Annotated in this window: 18 protein-coding genes; 3 read left to right on the forward strand and 15 right to left on the reverse strand. The window is 37.6% G+C overall.

Features of this window, described 5'->3' with window-relative positions; all coding sequences use genetic code 11:
• Positions 1-122: 122 nt before the first annotated feature.
• The 10 genes from IGL15_RS07185 to IGL15_RS07230 all read right to left on the reverse strand — a co-directional run bounded on the left by IGL15_RS07185 (position 123) and on the right by IGL15_RS07230 (position 8,631).
• The gene (locus IGL15_RS07185; RefSeq protein WP_002286075.1) at positions 123-971 is read right to left on the reverse strand and encodes a DegV family protein; all 849 of its coding nucleotides are present in this window, start codon (positions 969-971) and stop codon (positions 123-125) included.
• Positions 972-1,127: 156 nt separating this feature from the next.
• A complete protein-coding gene (locus tag IGL15_RS07190; RefSeq protein WP_002286080.1) occupies positions 1,128-2,738 on the reverse strand; it encodes a polysaccharide biosynthesis protein in 1,611 nt (536 codons plus the stop codon).
• A 243-nt stretch (positions 2,739-2,981) separates the two neighbouring features.
• Complete coding sequence (locus IGL15_RS07195) at positions 2,982-3,299, reverse strand: AzlD domain-containing protein (protein ID WP_002295896.1); 318 nt, start codon at positions 3,297-3,299, stop codon at positions 2,982-2,984.
• Positions 3,292-4,071, reverse strand: coding sequence for an AzlC family ABC transporter permease (locus tag IGL15_RS07200; protein ID WP_002295898.1), 780 nt, complete (start codon positions 4,069-4,071; stop codon positions 3,292-3,294). The genes IGL15_RS07195 and IGL15_RS07200 overlap by 8 nt, the downstream gene beginning before the upstream one ends.
• A 132-nt stretch (positions 4,072-4,203) precedes the next feature.
• A complete protein-coding gene (locus tag IGL15_RS07205) occupies positions 4,204-5,139 on the reverse strand; it encodes a cation diffusion facilitator family transporter (RefSeq protein ID WP_002295900.1) in 936 nt (311 codons plus the stop codon).
• Positions 5,140-5,214: 75 nt separating this feature from the next.
• Entirely contained in the window at positions 5,215-5,607 is a 393-nt protein-coding gene (locus IGL15_RS07210) for a DUF4430 domain-containing protein (protein ID WP_002302017.1), read from the reverse strand.
• Positions 5,588-6,106, reverse strand: coding sequence for a membrane protein (locus IGL15_RS07215; protein WP_002295904.1), 519 nt, complete (start codon positions 6,104-6,106; stop codon positions 5,588-5,590). Before IGL15_RS07215 ends, IGL15_RS07210 begins: the two co-directional genes overlap by 20 nt.
• Before the next feature lie 147 nt (positions 6,107-6,253).
• A complete protein-coding gene (locus IGL15_RS07220) occupies positions 6,254-7,327 on the reverse strand; it encodes a hypothetical protein (RefSeq protein WP_104765518.1) in 1,074 nt (357 codons plus the stop codon).
• Entirely contained in the window at positions 7,320-8,237 is a 918-nt protein-coding gene (locus tag IGL15_RS07225) for a coiled-coil domain-containing protein (RefSeq protein ID WP_002298438.1), read from the reverse strand. The genes IGL15_RS07220 and IGL15_RS07225 overlap by 8 nt, the downstream gene beginning before the upstream one ends.
• 202 nt (positions 8,238-8,439) lie before the next feature.
• The gene (locus tag IGL15_RS07230) at positions 8,440-8,631 is read right to left on the reverse strand and encodes a hypothetical protein (RefSeq protein WP_002295907.1); all 192 of its coding nucleotides are present in this window, start codon (positions 8,629-8,631) and stop codon (positions 8,440-8,442) included.
• A gap of 158 nt (positions 8,632-8,789) precedes the next feature.
• Between IGL15_RS07230 and IGL15_RS07235 the strand changes: the two genes are divergently transcribed.
• The 3 genes from IGL15_RS07235 (at position 8,790) to IGL15_RS07245 (ending at position 12,351) form a co-directional block, all read left to right on the forward strand.
• The gene (locus tag IGL15_RS07235) at positions 8,790-10,298 is read left to right on the forward strand and encodes a DUF1846 domain-containing protein (protein WP_002295908.1); all 1,509 of its coding nucleotides are present in this window, start codon (positions 8,790-8,792) and stop codon (positions 10,296-10,298) included.
• Between the two features lie 234 nt (positions 10,299-10,532).
• Entirely contained in the window at positions 10,533-11,714 is a 1,182-nt protein-coding gene (locus tag IGL15_RS07240) for a NupC/NupG family nucleoside CNT transporter (RefSeq protein ID WP_104765517.1), read from the forward strand.
• Positions 11,715-11,802: 88 nt separating this feature from the next.
• Positions 11,803-12,351: a guanylate kinase gene (locus tag IGL15_RS07245; protein WP_002295911.1), complete on the forward strand. Its 549-nt coding sequence runs from the start codon at positions 11,803-11,805 to the stop codon at positions 12,349-12,351.
• Positions 12,352-12,606: 255 nt separating this feature from the next.
• Here IGL15_RS07245 and IGL15_RS07250 read toward each other — a convergent pair whose 3' ends face one another.
• The 5 genes from IGL15_RS07250 to IGL15_RS07270 form a co-directional block, all read right to left on the reverse strand.
• Entirely contained in the window at positions 12,607-13,119 is a 513-nt protein-coding gene (locus tag IGL15_RS07250) for a GNAT family N-acetyltransferase (protein WP_002295912.1), read from the reverse strand.
• Positions 13,120-13,162: 43 nt separating this feature from the next.
• Positions 13,163-14,119, reverse strand: a complete 957-nt coding sequence (locus tag IGL15_RS07255; protein WP_002295913.1) for a sce7725 family protein — start codon at positions 14,117-14,119, stop codon at positions 13,163-13,165.
• A 5-nt stretch (positions 14,120-14,124) separates the two neighbouring features.
• The gene (locus IGL15_RS07260; protein WP_002298443.1) at positions 14,125-14,814 is read right to left on the reverse strand and encodes a hypothetical protein; all 690 of its coding nucleotides are present in this window, start codon (positions 14,812-14,814) and stop codon (positions 14,125-14,127) included.
• A gap of 125 nt (positions 14,815-14,939) precedes the next feature.
• Entirely contained in the window at positions 14,940-15,599 is a 660-nt protein-coding gene (locus IGL15_RS07265; RefSeq protein ID WP_002321153.1) for an amino acid ABC transporter permease, read from the reverse strand.
• Positions 15,599-16,435 (reverse strand): transporter substrate-binding domain-containing protein, encoded by an 837-nt coding sequence (locus IGL15_RS07270; RefSeq protein ID WP_002298445.1) that lies wholly within the window; start codon positions 16,433-16,435, stop codon positions 15,599-15,601. Before IGL15_RS07270 ends, IGL15_RS07265 begins: the two co-directional genes overlap by 1 nt.
• Between the last annotated feature and the right edge of the window lie 18 nt (positions 16,436-16,453).

Consider the following 16,453-nt stretch of genomic DNA (forward strand, 5'->3'; position numbering starts at 1 on the left):
AAAAAGAGCTTCATTGATAGAAATAAAAACACCATCTCGTTCTTTTACACGCTCATTAGTAACATGTAGAAAGTCCAAGATGATGTTGGAATATTTTTGGTATGTTTTTTGAATAAAAGGAATTATTGCGCTGAAATGGCAATGCCGATGGCTTTTTCACCTAAATGTGTACCAATGACTGGTCCGAAATGACCAATTTCGATTTCTGCATTTGGATATTTTTTCTGCAATTTCTCTTTCTCCGCAATCGCTACTTCTAAATTATTTGCATGTATCACGTAAAGTTTGACTGGCGGTTGTATTTCGTTATTTCTTCTACCAATAATTTCTTCAGCTCGAGCAAATGCTTTTTTACTTGAACGGATTTTTTCGAATAAAACAATTTTCCCTTCAGAAAATGTCAGGATCGGTTTGATTTTTAATAAGCTGCCAATCAGCGCTGCACCATTTGTCAAACGTCCTCCTCGTACTAAATTGTTCAAATCATCTACAATCAGATAAGCGTAGGTATTATCTCGGATTCGATCGATATGTGCAAGTATTTCATCAAGGGACTGACCTTCATCATTTAAGTCTAAGGCAGCTTCTACCATGTGTCCCATCGGCATACTAGTGATCTTAGAGTCATAAGGAATGACCGTTACTCCGCTGATGTCATCTTTCATCGCAAATAATGTGTTGACAAAGCCAGAAATCCCTGAAGAAAGATGGATACTTAAAATCGTGTCATACCCTTTCTCTTTCAATTCCTCATATAAACCCAAAACTTCCCCTACGACAGGTTGTGAAGTAGTAGGAAAATCTTTACTGTTTTTTAAAAGTCCATAATATTCATCCGCTTCGATATCGATTCCTTCGTTATAAATTTTCCCATCCATAATCAAAGGGATTGGAATAACGAATAAGTCGGGATGGTTCTTGATACGTTCCGGCAGATATGCCGAACTATCTGTAACTACTGCAAGTTTCATGTGTTTAATTTCCTCGTTTCAAAGAATTTTTCCAGACCTTATAACTATATCATAAGTAAGATTAGATATGAAACTAAAATTGGAAAATAGAAAAACGACAAGCGTAATCATACGAGTTGCCGTTTTTCAAGTGACAGCAAAAAACGATTAGTTAACCTATTCTTTGCTTCTGCTATGATGTTTAACATTTTTCAACATTCGAAACCCATTTTTTCCGAATTGAGAAAATAAAAATACTAAGCCGCCAATACTTCCTACAGCCACACAATAAATCATTGCATAGCTTTTTGATTCCATTGACAATCGCTGATTCAGCAAAAAGAAAACGGCAAAACATACTGCAAGCATAATCAGGGTGGAGCGGAAAGTTTTTAAGAAAAAATTGCTGATCTTTGCTAAAGGTGCTATTCGGTATTCTTTGCACATAAAGTGATAGCCGCGAACAAAGACAATACCGAATGCTAAGCCATTTGATAAGCTCATCCCGTATCCGCCAACTAATCCTAATCCGATTACTTGGAAGATGACTTTCAGGATAATTGCTTCTACAGTTAATCGGATCGCAAAACGATGGTGATTCAAAGATTGAAGCATCGTAGATAGGATCGTGAATAAAGAGAAAAACAAAGAAGCTAGCAAAGCCATTTGGAAATATCCGACACTTTCAGGATCATAGCCAAAAAACAATGTGTATAGTGGTCCAGCTAATAAAGACATTCCAGTCAATGAAGGAAGAAGAATCAATAACGCAATCGAAAAACTATCTCCTACTGTTTTTTCGATTTGTATCCGATCTTTTTTCTTCATCGTGCTTAATATTGGCAAGCTGCTTATAGCTACTGTTCCTACCATGGAGATCAGGATCAATGTCAATTTATTTGGATTGACAGAAGCACGGCTGAATAAGAATTCCAGTTGCTGATCTGCGATCTCTGGACGGAAAAAGTGAAGCAGTGGTTTCATCGTTACTTGGTCGATCATTTGAACGATAGTAATGACTGAGCCGACAAAAATAAACGGTAGTGTTTCCCGAATGATAGAGACAGAGGCAGATCGGTTTTCTCTTTCGAAATAACGGCTGGAAATCAAAAAATCTTTAAGTTCGAAGAAGTCTTTTCTGCGTCCGACGATATACATATGGATAATCGCAGCTAACCCACCGAAGAAAGAAGCGACTGTACTGATCAATACAGCTTCTAATATGGTTCCGTCAGTCAATACGCGCAAGTAATAAGTACCAGCCAAGATAACGATCACTCGCACAGCCTGTTCGATAATCAAAGAAGTTCCATAAGGGCGCAGATCATTTTTTCCTTGGAAATATCCTCTCATTGCACTAAGAATTGGGATAGCAATCAAAGATGGGCATAAACTTCGGATAGCTAGTATCCCATTATTAACGTTAGCAATCGGACTGATTCCGGCTAGTAAAGGAGCAAATAAATACATCAGTGCAGCAGAGGCGATACCGATGACAAACATGATATTGATCGTACTTCTAAAAATCAGCCGACAAGCAGCGTTATCTCCTTCTTTTGTGGCTACAGCTACTTTTTTTGCAATCGCATTTGGAAATCCGACTGTACCAAGCATCAGGAACAATCCATAAGGAAGATAGCCAACATTATACAATGTCGTAGCAAGCATACCATCTTGATTGTTCCCCATCATACTTAGCCAGGGAATCAAATAGACTACCCCTAAAACTTTACATAGAAGATTAGCAAAGGTTAGCCAAAATGTTCCTTGCATCAATTTTTTATTCATTTAAATTCCCTCAACTATTCTTTCATAAAATAAACATCTTCCCTATTATAGCAAAAAATCATAGAAGGACAAATCCCTCTCTAATTCCTAAAATAAAAAAGAGCTTGCATCATAAGCCAACACTAATCTTTTTTATCCCTACGAATAAACTTGCATCCAGAATTGACTGTTGCAAATGCAGTTCGGATAGATCAGTTTGAACAACTTATGTCGCAATCTCTGTTTTTAATAAAATAAAACAGTTTAAAGCATAGACAGCAAAAAGACAGACGCAAGTCCTGTCAAAACTGACAACGCCATCGAACGTGTTTTGTAAGCCACGCCTGCTACTAGAATCATTGCAGCTATTTTGATATTCCAAGCAATATCCAGATGTTCGTGAGTAATGAAAACATCTTTAAAAGCTAACGCCGCAAATAATGCCACCGGTACATATTTCATCCAGTCACTGAACCAGGATGGCACTTTTCGATGAGTAAAATAAAGCATCGGGAACAAGCGCGGGATATATGCCACGATGAACAGACAAGCAACTAAAAGTAGCAAATATAGTTTAGTCATGGTGATTGGCCTCCTGTTCCGGGAAGTTGAAGAGCGGCTCATTGACATCTTTACCGCGGTCTCTTAGTTTCTTAGCTTTTTCTTTTTTGAATGCCTTCTCCAGCATAAATCCGGCAAATGAAGCAATGACTGTTGCTGCAATCAATCCGAAAGTATTTTGGAATAATACCATGAATACGACCCCTAATACGCCTGAGAATAAACCTGTAAAGATCAGTAGTGCGCTTTTCATCTGCATGATAAACATGAAAATGAACATGGCCGTCAAAGCAAAATGGACAAGGTCAGCATCTACTCGAATCACCGAGCCGAAAAAATTACCGATCATATTGCTACCGGCCCATGCAGTCATTGAGAACCAATTGACATATAAAGCCTTTCTTTTATTCCAGGAAGGGTCAGTTGAAAACTTTAAGTAGTTCACCGCATAGTTTTCATCATTCAGTGATTGAGAAAAGACAGCCAAAAACGTCCGCTTTTCTTTTTTCATAAAACCGGCAAGACTTGCTCCTAATAATGTATAGCGTAATTCTAAAAAGAAAACCATCAATAATGTCGTTGCAAATGATGCTTGCGTCGTAAGCATAGATGCAACTAAAAACTGCGCGCCACCGGAAAAGACCAGAATCGATAACAGTCCTGATAAGAGAGGATCAAATCCAACTTTTTGCAACAATACTCCGCAAGCTAATCCTACTGGTATATAGCTTATACAAAGTGGCATCACTGCATGCAAAGCTTGAAGCCATGGCGCACTTTTCTTTTTGTTCATTAAAATATCTCCTTTAATTACAACAAATAAACAGCGGACTCATTGTAACATAAATTCGCTAAATTGTAGCCGTTTTATTTAAAAACAAGATTATATTTTTCTCATTTTTGCTTCAATTCATGAATAAACGTTTTATTTACGAGAATAATTTGGGTCATATTTATCTGTTTCAATGTATATATACATCTTCTTGTCAGGAAGAGACTGACGCATATTTTTTTCAATATCGTTGATGACCGAGTAAGCTTCATTCTCTTTGTTACCAACGATATCTGCTTTTGCTGCAACTAAAATCTCCGTTGGACTTAAATGAACTGTTTTGATATCAATTAGCCGACTGATTTCAGGTCGTTCAAAGGCTAACTTGATTTTTGACAAATCGCTTGCTGTCACGCTTTCACCGATGATCAGACTATAAAATTCTTTTGCTAGGAAAATGGCGGCTCCCATCAGCAAGAAACCGATCAGCAATCCGCTGATCGCATCAAATGCAGCAATCCCGGTTGCATAAGTCAATATTGTTCCTGCTAAAGCCAAGACCAAACCGATTACAGCACACAAGTCTTCCGTAAAAATAATCAGTATTTCACTGTGTCGACTTTCGCGCAAAAAGCGCATCGTGGAAAGTTTTTCAGTATTCAATTCTTTGATTTCTTTCATTGCCACGCGTAACGAACTTCCTTCGATTACCAAACCAAATAACAGTATTGCTATAACAATGATCGGATTACCCACTTCATGGGATGGATGCGTCAACTTTTCAAAAGCTTCCATCACCCCAAGTGCCCCACCGCCGAAGAAAAGCATCATTGCGACGATTGTACTGAAAAAGTATTTTGCTCGTCCTTCACCAAATTGATGCAACTCGCTCTGTCCTTTATTGGCTTGTTTATCACCGAATAACAGCAAAATCTGATTGCTGCAATCAACGATACTGTGGATGCTTTCGTTTAGCATGGCGGCACTGCCACTGATTGCATAGCCGACAAATTTGCTGATAGCCACTAGAATATTAGCCCCTAGAGCAGCAATTACGGAAAACATTCCGCTTTTTTTAAAATTTTCCATGTTATTTTCCTTCTTTCATCAACTGAACTCACTGAATTATGGCAATATTCGCCCTTTAACAGTTTTTTATGAAACTTATAGTTTAGACAAATTGAAAATGACCGATTGTCCATCATTCAATTTGATCTCTTTGGCACCAGTAGTAGCACTTTTCCCGTCCACAGTAAACATCCAATAGAGTTGATTTTTCTCATCCTGTGAGTGCCCTTCAAGCGAAGTGATGAAGCCGTTATCTTCTTCGACTTCAAAATTTCGTTTCAAAATACTCAGTAAATCATCGCCTTTTTTGAAGACCACTTCTTTTTCCGAAAAGTTTTGACCATTTTCTTGTAACGTGATTGTTGCTTTTTGCGATGTTTTTACTTCCTCCTTTTGGTTGGAAGCCAATTGTGTATAGGTTGTACTGCAACTTGTCAAAATGAGTATACTGACACTCATTGCAAGCAAACTATAAATTATTTTTTTCATTTTTTCCTCCTGAATGATTGTAAAAACGTTTGACGACTGGCAGAAAAACAAGAAAGAACACAACATTGCCTATACTGTGCATCAAATCAAACGACACCCCTTGAAGGTAATAGATCCAAGGTTGAGGCAAACGATATAACAGCGTATCAAAAACGGTCATACCTATTCCGTAAACCATGCCCGCCAGAAAAAAACAGACTCCCTTTAACCATAGATTCCTTTGCACTGTTTTTCTCAAGCAGACGATTGAAAACAAACTCAGAACAACAGTATAGCTGATCCATTGGCCGATGACCCATGGTCCAACACCAAAATAAAAACTGCTGATTGCAATAGAAAGACTCATGACAATTAACGCATCTTTTAAGCTTAAGTAAAGTACTATAAATAAAAAAATAGCAGTCATTGGCTGGAAATTCGGAATAAATTGAAAAGCGATCCTACCTGCTACACAAGCAGCAGACAATAAGCTAAGCTGTGCTATTTTATTTGTGGACATTCCTAATGAAATCCCTCCTTCATCAGCAAGTTATTCACGTCCATTTAGTACATACAGAAAAGACTTGTGACAATTATTCTGGATAACTGCCGCAAGTCCTTTGGAACAGAATTATCTGAATGACATCTGGTAATCCAACTTATCCAATCAGGACTTTCTCACCATTAACGGGACCAAGAATTCGTAATTGATAAAGAAATCAATGACAGATCGTGGGTAGTCTCCAGATGAGATCGACAAGACTGTTTGATCTTTTTCGTTTGTTGTTATCGTTAAAGACTGTCCTTTATCTAATCGTACTTGATAAGTAGTTTCGTTGATCTTTTCCATATCGTAGGATGGATTTTTCATTGCCACGATAAAAATATCATCCAATACTTCATTCGTCAATTCAAATTCGCTCTGAAGATTCAAACGAAGTGGCTTCGTATTGTCTAGTAATGTCTGATTAACGGTAAAACCAAGTGTTCTTGCATGGGCTAATAATTGATTCAATTTGTGATTGAATATCGTGATCTGCCCTGCAGAGAATACTCGATCCACTGACCAGTGTCGGATCAAAGAAAGCACCCGGTCATCTTGGACATTGATTTCCATTGTCTCTGGTGATACGTTTAGGAGACTCATCGATTCCACTTGGTATCGTTGATCGATGGTCGGTAATACAAAGGAAAAGACTAATTCGTTTTGTCCATTCAACGTATAATTGATCGAAAAATGTCTTGTTTTCCATGTGTCATAAGCTGAATTTGACCGTTCCAGACCAATATCATTCAACGGTTTCAGTAATTCATACGTGAAGTATTCGATCAGGCTTGTCTTTCCGATCGTGGAGATTGGTTCTTCATTCAATATAAAACGATCATATGATTCTAATAATTGTGGAAAATCTGATTCGATCAAATCTTTTCTCATACGTAAATCCGCTAATTCTGCTTCCGCTGTTTCAATCAAACTGACGATATCTTGATGATCTTGCTCTTTTCCTTCTAAATACCCGGGATTTTCAGTTATTTCGTAAGCATGGGTGTTTTCTGCAGTATTCGTATTCGTCGGAGTTACTTTTTCTTTTTCGTGTATTTTTGTTTCCTCTAGCATAGGGATTTCTTCTGTGTCATCCAGAGGATTACTTGTTTGTTCTTCCAATGAAGTGTTCGTTTCTTCATGATCTTCTGTTTGTTCTTCATTTTTTGTCCATTCTGCTTTATCGTGTTCATTCATACTCGGAACCTCCTTCATTAGATTGATTATTAGGATTCTCATTGCCAAGATAATTCATCAAGAATTCATGGATTGCTTGACCGAATCCCTCTTTGCTACCGAAATAGCGTCTGATTTGCCTTTGTTCTTTTTCTACGATGGCTGCACGAAGCTGGTCCGCTCTTGCTTCTTGCTTCAATGCTTCTTTTTGCTGCTGGATTGTTTCAGGCGTCTCAATATAAGGAAGCCAGCCTAATTTTTCATTAGATAGTACTTGCTTCTTCTTCTCTAATTCTTGAATTTCTTCCTCGATTTTTTTACGATTCAAGAATCCTTTATTGTCGTTCAAATCAGTCATTTGTCGATTGATTTCTTTTATTTGTTCATCTAAACGTTCAATTTCTGTCTGAGCAGTGATCACCTTTGCGTCTAGCTCATTGATTTTTTTGTCATAGTCCGTTGACTCCGGTTGGGAATATTTCTCCCACTCTTCATCGATCTTAGGCAAAACAAAAATTTCTGGCAGACTTGCATCAATACCGACCGTGGGCCGATCATGGTAATAAGTGCCGATTTTGTAATAGCTCATCGTTGGCGAGATGCTTTCTACTTGTTCCATAAAAGGAAATTCCTGTAAAAAACGATCATGGATCTTACGCATCAGCAATTGATCGATCTCGTGATTTTCATTTGAGCTTCTTTTTAATTCTTCATTCAATCGGCCATTGTATAAACGGTAGATCTCAGGGATATCTTCTTCGCGGACAGCTTTTTCAAAAGCCTGTAAGTCTTCTAATAATTGGGAAAGATTCATGCTTGCTTTTTCTTTGATATCGTAAAAAGAAGACGATTCTTGTCCTGTATCCTGATCCGCGTTCGTCTCCTCTAGTTCGTCTGGCTCATAATTTGCATTTGTATCTGGCTCTTTCATACTACTTGCCTCCTCTTACTCATCTGTTTTTCACTTATTAATACTTCAATAGTACCATTTTCTGTAAAAAATTGTTATAAAAAAGAGCGGGCAATGCTCCATAAAACAGGCTGCACCAAAATTTGGTACAGCCTTTTTTTCGATCAACTAGTCTTTCCATCTGATAGGACAGAATCGAATCCAATGACCTTTATCTTATTTTTTATTTACTAGGCAGATCTCTTGTTGTGAAATGAATGCGCTGATGCTCATCACGAGTTAGCTGCGTTTCTTCGTTTAGATAAGTAAACGTCAATTGTTCCAATTCGGGATCTTCAAGCATTCTTTCATAACCGGTAAAAATCGAACGGATATAGTGTTTATATGCGTTTTTCTTTTTCTGTCTTTTTTTCATGTAGCACCTTCCTTATCAAAAACTATCATACCAATGAATAACTATCTAGACAAGTTGGTTTAAACCATTTTCTTTGTTTTTTTGAGGAATTTCGCTCTTCCAGTTGACGAATCCTCAAAAAAATGAAAAAATGCTTTAGTACTTAAGGAGGGAACCTAGTGAAAAAAATTGGTTTTGATTCAGAAAAATATATTGAAGAGCAGTCAGCGTATATTTTGGAACGAGTGAACCACTATGACAAATTATATTTAGAATTTGGTGGGAAGCTAGTTGACGACAAGCATGCGAAACGTGTACTTCCAGGATTTGAAGAAGATGCGAAAATCAAATTGCTGCAAAAATTGAAAGATCAAGCTGAAATACTGATTTGCGTCTATGCTGGAGATATTGAACGTAATAAGATCCGTGGTGATTATGGGATTACTTATGATATGGATATCTTGCGGTTAATCGATGAATTACGTGGTTATGGCTTATTAATCAACAGTGTTGTTATCACTCGCTACAGTGGACAGCCTGCCACGAAAGTCTTTATCAATAAACTAGAAAGACGAAACATCAAGGTCTATAAACACTCAGAAATCGAAGACTATCCAGTCAACGTAGAAAAAATCGTCTCAGAAGATGGTTTTGGAAAAAATGAGTATATTGAAACAACTAAACCAATCGTTGTAGTGACAGCTCCTGGCCCAGGAAGTGGAAAGCTCGCTACTTGCTTGAACCAACTGTATCATGAAAGCCAAAAAGGACATGCAGCTGGTTACTCCAAGTTCGAAACTTTCCCAGTATGGAATGTTCCGTTGAAACATCCGCTGAACATTGCTTATGAAGCAGCCACAGTCGATCTAAAAGATGTCAATATGATCGATTCCTTCCACTTTGATGCCTACAATAAAGTAGCTGTGAACTATAATCGGGATGTTGAGACATTTCCTGTAATCAAACGTATTATTGAAAAAATTACTGGTAAAGAATCTGTTTATCAATCTCCTACTGACATGGGTGTGAATCGTGTAGGATTTGGGATCGTGGATGATACCGTTGTCCAAGAAGCCTCTAAACAAGAAATCATCCGTCGTTATTTCCAAACAGAATGCGACTTCAAAAAAGGATTGATCGATGAAGAAGCAGTTAATCGAATCAAATTGATTATGGAAGAAGTCGGTTTACGTCCTGAAGACCGAAACGTGGTAGTCCCTGCCCATGACTATGCAGATAAGATTCAAGCGCAAAGTCCTACAAAAGATCCTTCTGCTGTGATTGCAATCGAATTACCAGATGAAGTCATCATTACCGGGCGTACAAGTTCATTGATGGATGCGTCAGCGGCAGTTATCTTAAATGCAGTAAAACATTTAGCCCATATCGCAGATGACATTCCTTTATTGTCACCATTAGTTCTTGAAACAATACAAGGATTGAAATCAAAGACACTTCATTCCTCTTTGGATGCACTAAGCATCAATGAAGTCTTGATCGCTTTATCAATCAGTGCAGTAACGAATCCAATCGCTCAAGTTGCTTATGATAAACTAGCTGAACTTGAGGGAGCCCAAGCCCACTCTACTGTGATGGTCAATAAAAATGATGAACAAACATTGAAAAAACTAGGAATCGATATTACCTGCGCACCTGTCTACCCTTCCGAAAATCTATATTACCAATAGAAAAAGTTTACTTATAAATGTTGAAAACGAAACTATTAGCTTAATCAATAGTTTCGTTTTTTATAGACTTTACTAAGACGTTACACTTTTTGAACCTTTTATTTTGTTCGCTTTATTTTCTAATGGAAAATGAATGCGTTTCACTCTAAAAAAGTAATGAAAATTTCACTAAAGATTAGTATTTTATTTGCAAAACAGGTAAAATAAAACGGAATTTGGAATAGGAGTGATTATTTGAGTTATTTATTAGGTATTATTGGTTTATTTGTCACATTAGGGCTTGCTTTTTTGATCAGCAGTAATAAAAAAGCAATCAAATTGAAACCACTAATTGTGATGTTCGTTTTACAGCTTGTTCTTGGTTTCGTATTATTACGTACAACTTTTGGTACAGCGGTTGTTTCTGTATTGGCAAAAATGTTTGATCACCTTCTTGCTTTTGCTGGGCAAGGTGTTGACTTTGTTTTTGCCGGTGTAGCAAATAAAGGAAGTGCACCTTTCTTTCTTTCCGTATTGATGCCAATCGTATTTATTTCTGCTATTATCGGTATTCTACGCTATATCAAGATTCTTCCATTATTTATGAAAGCTGTTGGTCTAGGATTAAGTAAAATCAACGGGATGGGCAAATTGGAATCTTATAATGGAGTAGCTTCTGCTATTTTAGGACAATCGGAAGTTTTTATTTCCATAAAAAAGGAATTACCCTTCCTATCTGAGAAACGTTTGTTCACCATGAGTGTATCGGCTATGTCTACAGTTTCTATGTCGATCGTCGGATCTTATATGGCACTGATCGATTCTAAATATGTGATCACTGCCCTTGTTTTGAACTTATTTGGCGGTTATATTCTGGCTTCAATTGTAAATCCCTATGTATTAGAAGAAAAAGAAGATGAGCTGATCATTGAAGAAAACAAAGAACAGACATTTTTCCAAATGTTGGGAGAATACATTCTTGATGGTTTCCATGTGGCGATCACGGTTGCTGCTATGCTTATCGGTTTTGTTGCTTTGATTGCCATGATCAATGCTATCTTTCACGGGATATTCGGCATCACTTTCCAAGAGATCCTAGGTTACATCTTTGCCCCTCTTGCCTTCATCAGCGGAATCCCATGGAAAGAATCAGTGGATGCCGGTAGTATCATGGCGACTAAACTGGTTACAAATGAATTTGTTGCTATGACAGAATTAGCAAATGGTAATTTCCATTTTACTGAGCGTACAACAGCAATTATATCTGTCTTCCTCGTTTCATTTGCCAACTTCTCTTCTATCGGGATCATTTCTGGTGCGATGAAGGGATTAAATGAAGAAAAAGGAAATCTTGTCGCAAAACACGGATTGAAAATTTTGCTAACAGCGACTTTAGTCAGCTTTTTAAGTGCTATTGTGACCGGCTTGCTGGTATAATATACAAAAAAGCAAAGTTGCTTTTAAAAGCTTTGGAAATATTTTCCAAAGCTTTTTCACTTGTTCAATCATCAAAGGAGAAATGACAATGAATTATTGCTATGTATTTATCGGTCCTTCTGGTTCTGGAAAAACTTCACTCGCAGAAGCTATTTTTCAGCCGGAACAAAAGATCATTACTTACACGAATCGATCACCAAGACCTGGGGAAAAAGATCAAGAGGATTATTATTTTGTTTCTGACAATACATTCAATCAGATGATCAAGGGAAATGAATTTGCAGAGTGGGACCAATATGCTCAACATAAATATGGTTCCAGTAAAGCAGAAATTAAAAAGAAACTGACAGTAGGAAATTGTTACGCCGTTTTGACAGCAAATGGTTTTTGGCATTTATATGAGTATTTCGGGACGGTAGTCCGTCCTATCTTTATTACGATCTCTAAAGAAACATTGCAATCGCGCCTGAAAAAACGTGGAGATTCATCTGAACAGATTTCAGCCAGACTGGCGGTTTATGTAGAAGATTTAGCACAGTTGAAACGTTTGAAAGCTATCCCCTCACTTTTAGTCGTGTCAAACGATGGAGCGTTCCAAGAAGCTGCAGATAAAATAAAAAAAGGATTATTGATATAAATGTATCGAATAATACTCGTAGGATAAGCCGAGAGGTCGTGACAAAAGCTATGTCACGACCTCTCGATGAAGGGAGTTTCAGAAAGCAGCTTTTTCGTAAAATACGCTAAAATTCCACAAAAATTTGAGAAGCATTTTCGGAAATTCTTTCTTGTTTTTTGAAGCTGGCCACTTCTGTTACAACCTCTTGGCTATCATATGATTGTTTTTTTCAGTAGTGTTAATGTCTTTATCTTTGCTCAGATGATTTTATAGTCAATTGATGATTATTTGATATGCTTTTCTTTCGCCGTGTTCAAAAGGAAATTCAATCATCCCTTGATAAGTGAATCCAGCAGAATAGATGGTCTTTTCCATCGGTTCATTAGCTGGATAAGTATCGATACGGATATCTTGGATATTTTTGCTGGCTGCAATCGTCAACAAATGTTCTAAGAACGGTTTTGCTAGTTTTTTTCCTCGAGTACTTTCTGCTAAAGCGACACGATGAATCGATAAATAAGGACCAGTTGATTCTTTCCAACTACCATCTATTTTTGTGTAAACGGGATCCACGCCTGAGACTAATGCAGCTGTTCCAGCAATTTGATCTTCCACTATTAATACATAGCTTTCTTTTCTTTCAATATCGTTCAAAATCGTTTCTTTTGTTGGTTTCTGCCCGTTTTGCCATTGAGGAGAGCCTTGCGAAGCAATGAAATCCGCTGCGGCATTAATGATTTCTACCACTTCTTCTACTTCTTCTTTCCTTGTTTGCCGAATATACATCCAGTTTCCTCTTTTCTATTCCTTTTTCATTTACATTATCTAATCATTGGATCACTTCATATAGTTCCTGAACTTTTGAATAATATTTAAGCCAATCTTTTGGATGATCTAGCAGGTGACTAATAAGTTCCAAATGATGCATAAGTGACCACTTTTTCAACACTCCCAGTCCAGGGAATTTTTGTTGCTGGTAAAGAGCCAATAATTCAATCATTCCTGAAGTAATCAAGAGTTGATGATGGTGACGCATGATCCATTTTTTCATTTTATCTCCTGCTTCAAGAAACTTCAATGCTTGGTCTTTAGCAGAGTCGTTACTGTCAGAGACAAAATGTTTCACGCGTATATTGCCGTAAGCATCAATATACGTTAGATGGATAGCAAGCGCTCGGCTAGGGAACCCTTTATCGAAATAACGGCTACCTTCGATCGTGAAATCAGAAAATCCAATATATCCGTCTGCGTGGAAAAAAAGATAGTCATCACTAAAAAAGTCATCTGTTTTATCTGCATAACTTTCAACATGCTTTCTCGTTTGAAAAGAGTCACGGATCACAATTTTGTTTTCGGGCAGCCAGATGCGAAAGCGACTAGTATCTGGTATCAAAAATTTCGAATCAACTCCTGCCAGCTGTTTCCACACCTCTGTATCTTTTGGGTAGTGCTGTCCATCGAAAACAAGAAACGCTGGAGGTGAATCCAGTACTTCACTGAGATTTTCTGGCGTTAAGATCTGTGCAGGGACGACAGAGCTATTTTCTTTGACTGTCCAACTGTGCACATGCTGATCGAATAATTTGAATTGTCCTACTTGGGGATTTTGGATCACAGCGATTGGATGGTGCTTTTTTTGAAATAATTCGATCACATTTTTAAGCGTAGCGGAATCACGTACTGGTTCGATCACTGGTTGGATTTTATTGGAGAGCAATCCTCGCGACAGTGCTTCTTTTAATGCTAATAGATCAAATTGTTTTCCTCTTAAATAAGGATAGTACATATTTTTCACTCCAATGGCTCTGTAGGCAACCGACGGATCTGCTGTTGTTGCCTCAAATATTCATAATCATGCTGAAGCGCGATAACTTCTTCTTGCAACTCATTGATTGCCTGACTAGCTATTTCCTCTAAAAACCGTTCATAATATCGTTCGTTAGAAAATGGATCTTGATTTTCTGAACGTCTTTTCAATTCTTTGTACAATTGATCTGTTGGAAAATATTTTACGCCTCGCTCCATTTGCTTTGCTTTTCTTACTTCCCTGAATAAAGAAGCCATGAAGCGGTTTGTCAAAGCTTCTTCCGGTACAGCAAGCTCTTTCTTTGCTGCTTTTTTCGCAATCAGAAATGTACCAGAGGCAGGCATCTCCTCTTCAACCGTGTACGGACGATACACTAAAACACCTATTCCTGTAGGGATTTCAGTTTTTACTTCTTCATATAGTTTACTTGGTAAAACAAAATAATTATAATGTCCAACAAATGACAGTTTGGCTGTAGAGCGAAAATCTGCTTTTGTCACTTTCAGCTCATAGCATCGCCATTCTCGGCTTCCATCAAATTTTGTCAAGCAGCTAAGCGTATCTACAATTCCTTGGTCATCAGGCATCGTGACTTCTTCTACAACCAAGCCGCCTTGCTCGATGCAATATTGGTATAACGAGGATTCTATTTCGATGGTTAGCGGGGTCTTCATGTTTTCTACCTCCGAACATATTTTCGATTTACATTTTACATGAAATGGTTTTAAAATACTAGGCAGAATATACAAGAAACAAAAAATAGAAATGGTGCCAGCCACGCTAGCACCATTTCTATTTTTCAGATTGACTGATGGATAGAACGTTTTTCTAAATACTGTTGCACTTTTTCGATCCCGATACAAATGACCCAATAAATCAGTGCAACTAAAATATAGAGAGAAAAATAATCGAATGTCCGACCGCCTATGATCTTTGCTTTTTGAAATATTTCTGGCACTGTGATTGTTGCTGCTAACGAAGTACCTTTCACTAGATCCATAGCTACGTTACTGAGTGCCGGTACCGAGATTCGAAAAGCTTGCGGCAAAACGATATATTTCAATACCCCAAAGAAAGAAAAACCAGAAGCTAAACCAGCGTCCCACTGACCTGAAGAAACGCCTGCTAGTGATCCTCGATAGATTTCACCAATAAATGCACTGCTGGTAATCGTAAAGCAGATGACTGAAGCCGTTAAGGCACTTAATTGATAAGGTAACCCGAAATATAACAGAAACAGCAGGACTAGTGCGGGAATGCCTCTAAAGAACGATAAATAAAAACGAATAAATACATTCAGAGGCAGCCAATCCAAAAGACCTAAAACTGTCAAAAGCAACCCTACCAAATTTCCTAAAAGAAACGACACGAAGCCAATCCCTAATGTGTATACCAAGCCTTGCAGTACGAAAGGAAGCGAAGTCCACATGAGGGAAAAATCAATTAGAGGAAAGTACATCACTCACTCACCGACTCAGCCATCGTTTCTTTCGGTTTGACTGAAACATCAGTTTGAAAATATTTTTCAGATATTTTCTTTGTCGTCCCATCTTCTTTCATCTCTTTTAATACGCCATCGATTTTCTTTTTCAGAGCATCATTTCCTTCTTTCAATAAAAAACCACTTTCGTTTTCATTGAAATAAACGTTCTCCAGTATTTTTACAGGGATATCTGGTAAAGCAGATACAGCCATTTTCTGCAGATAATAATCATTTAGAATAACATCTGTTCGACCATTTGCTACATCGCTTAAATACTGATCATTCGTGGCATTGTCATATGTGACTAATTTAGCTCCGTGTTTTTCCGCTAAACGCATATAGCTAGTATTGGGTTCGCCAGCTGCTTTTTTCCCTTTAAGATCTTCAAGTGAGTGGATTCCTGAATCATCTTTTTTTCGTACGATCATACTGTCAAATGAATATTTGAAAGGCTCTGAAAGGGAGAATTTTTTTTCTCTTTCTTTTGTGATACCAAAATCGTTCGCAGCAAAATCTGATTCTCCTTTTGAAACAGAAGTGATTTGTCCATCCACGTTGTATTCTTTAAAGGAGATTTTGACATTTAACCGTTTAGCCACCTCTTTTGCCAAATCTACGTCATAACCAACTAATTCATTTTGATCATTATAATAAGATGCGGGAAACAGTGTGCCAGAAGTCGCTACTACTAATTCTTTCTTTTTTTCTACATTACTCCAGCTGTTATCTTCCTGATTAGCGGCAGCTGTACCGCAAGCGCTTAAAATAAAAAAGGCACTAGTTATTAGAGCAAACAATCTTTTTTTCTTCATTCTTCTTCTCCTTGTTTC

Source organism: Enterococcus sp. DIV0436a (assembly GCF_051711605.1).
Lineage (GTDB): Bacteria > Bacillota > Bacilli > Lactobacillales > Enterococcaceae > Enterococcus_B > Enterococcus_B faecium.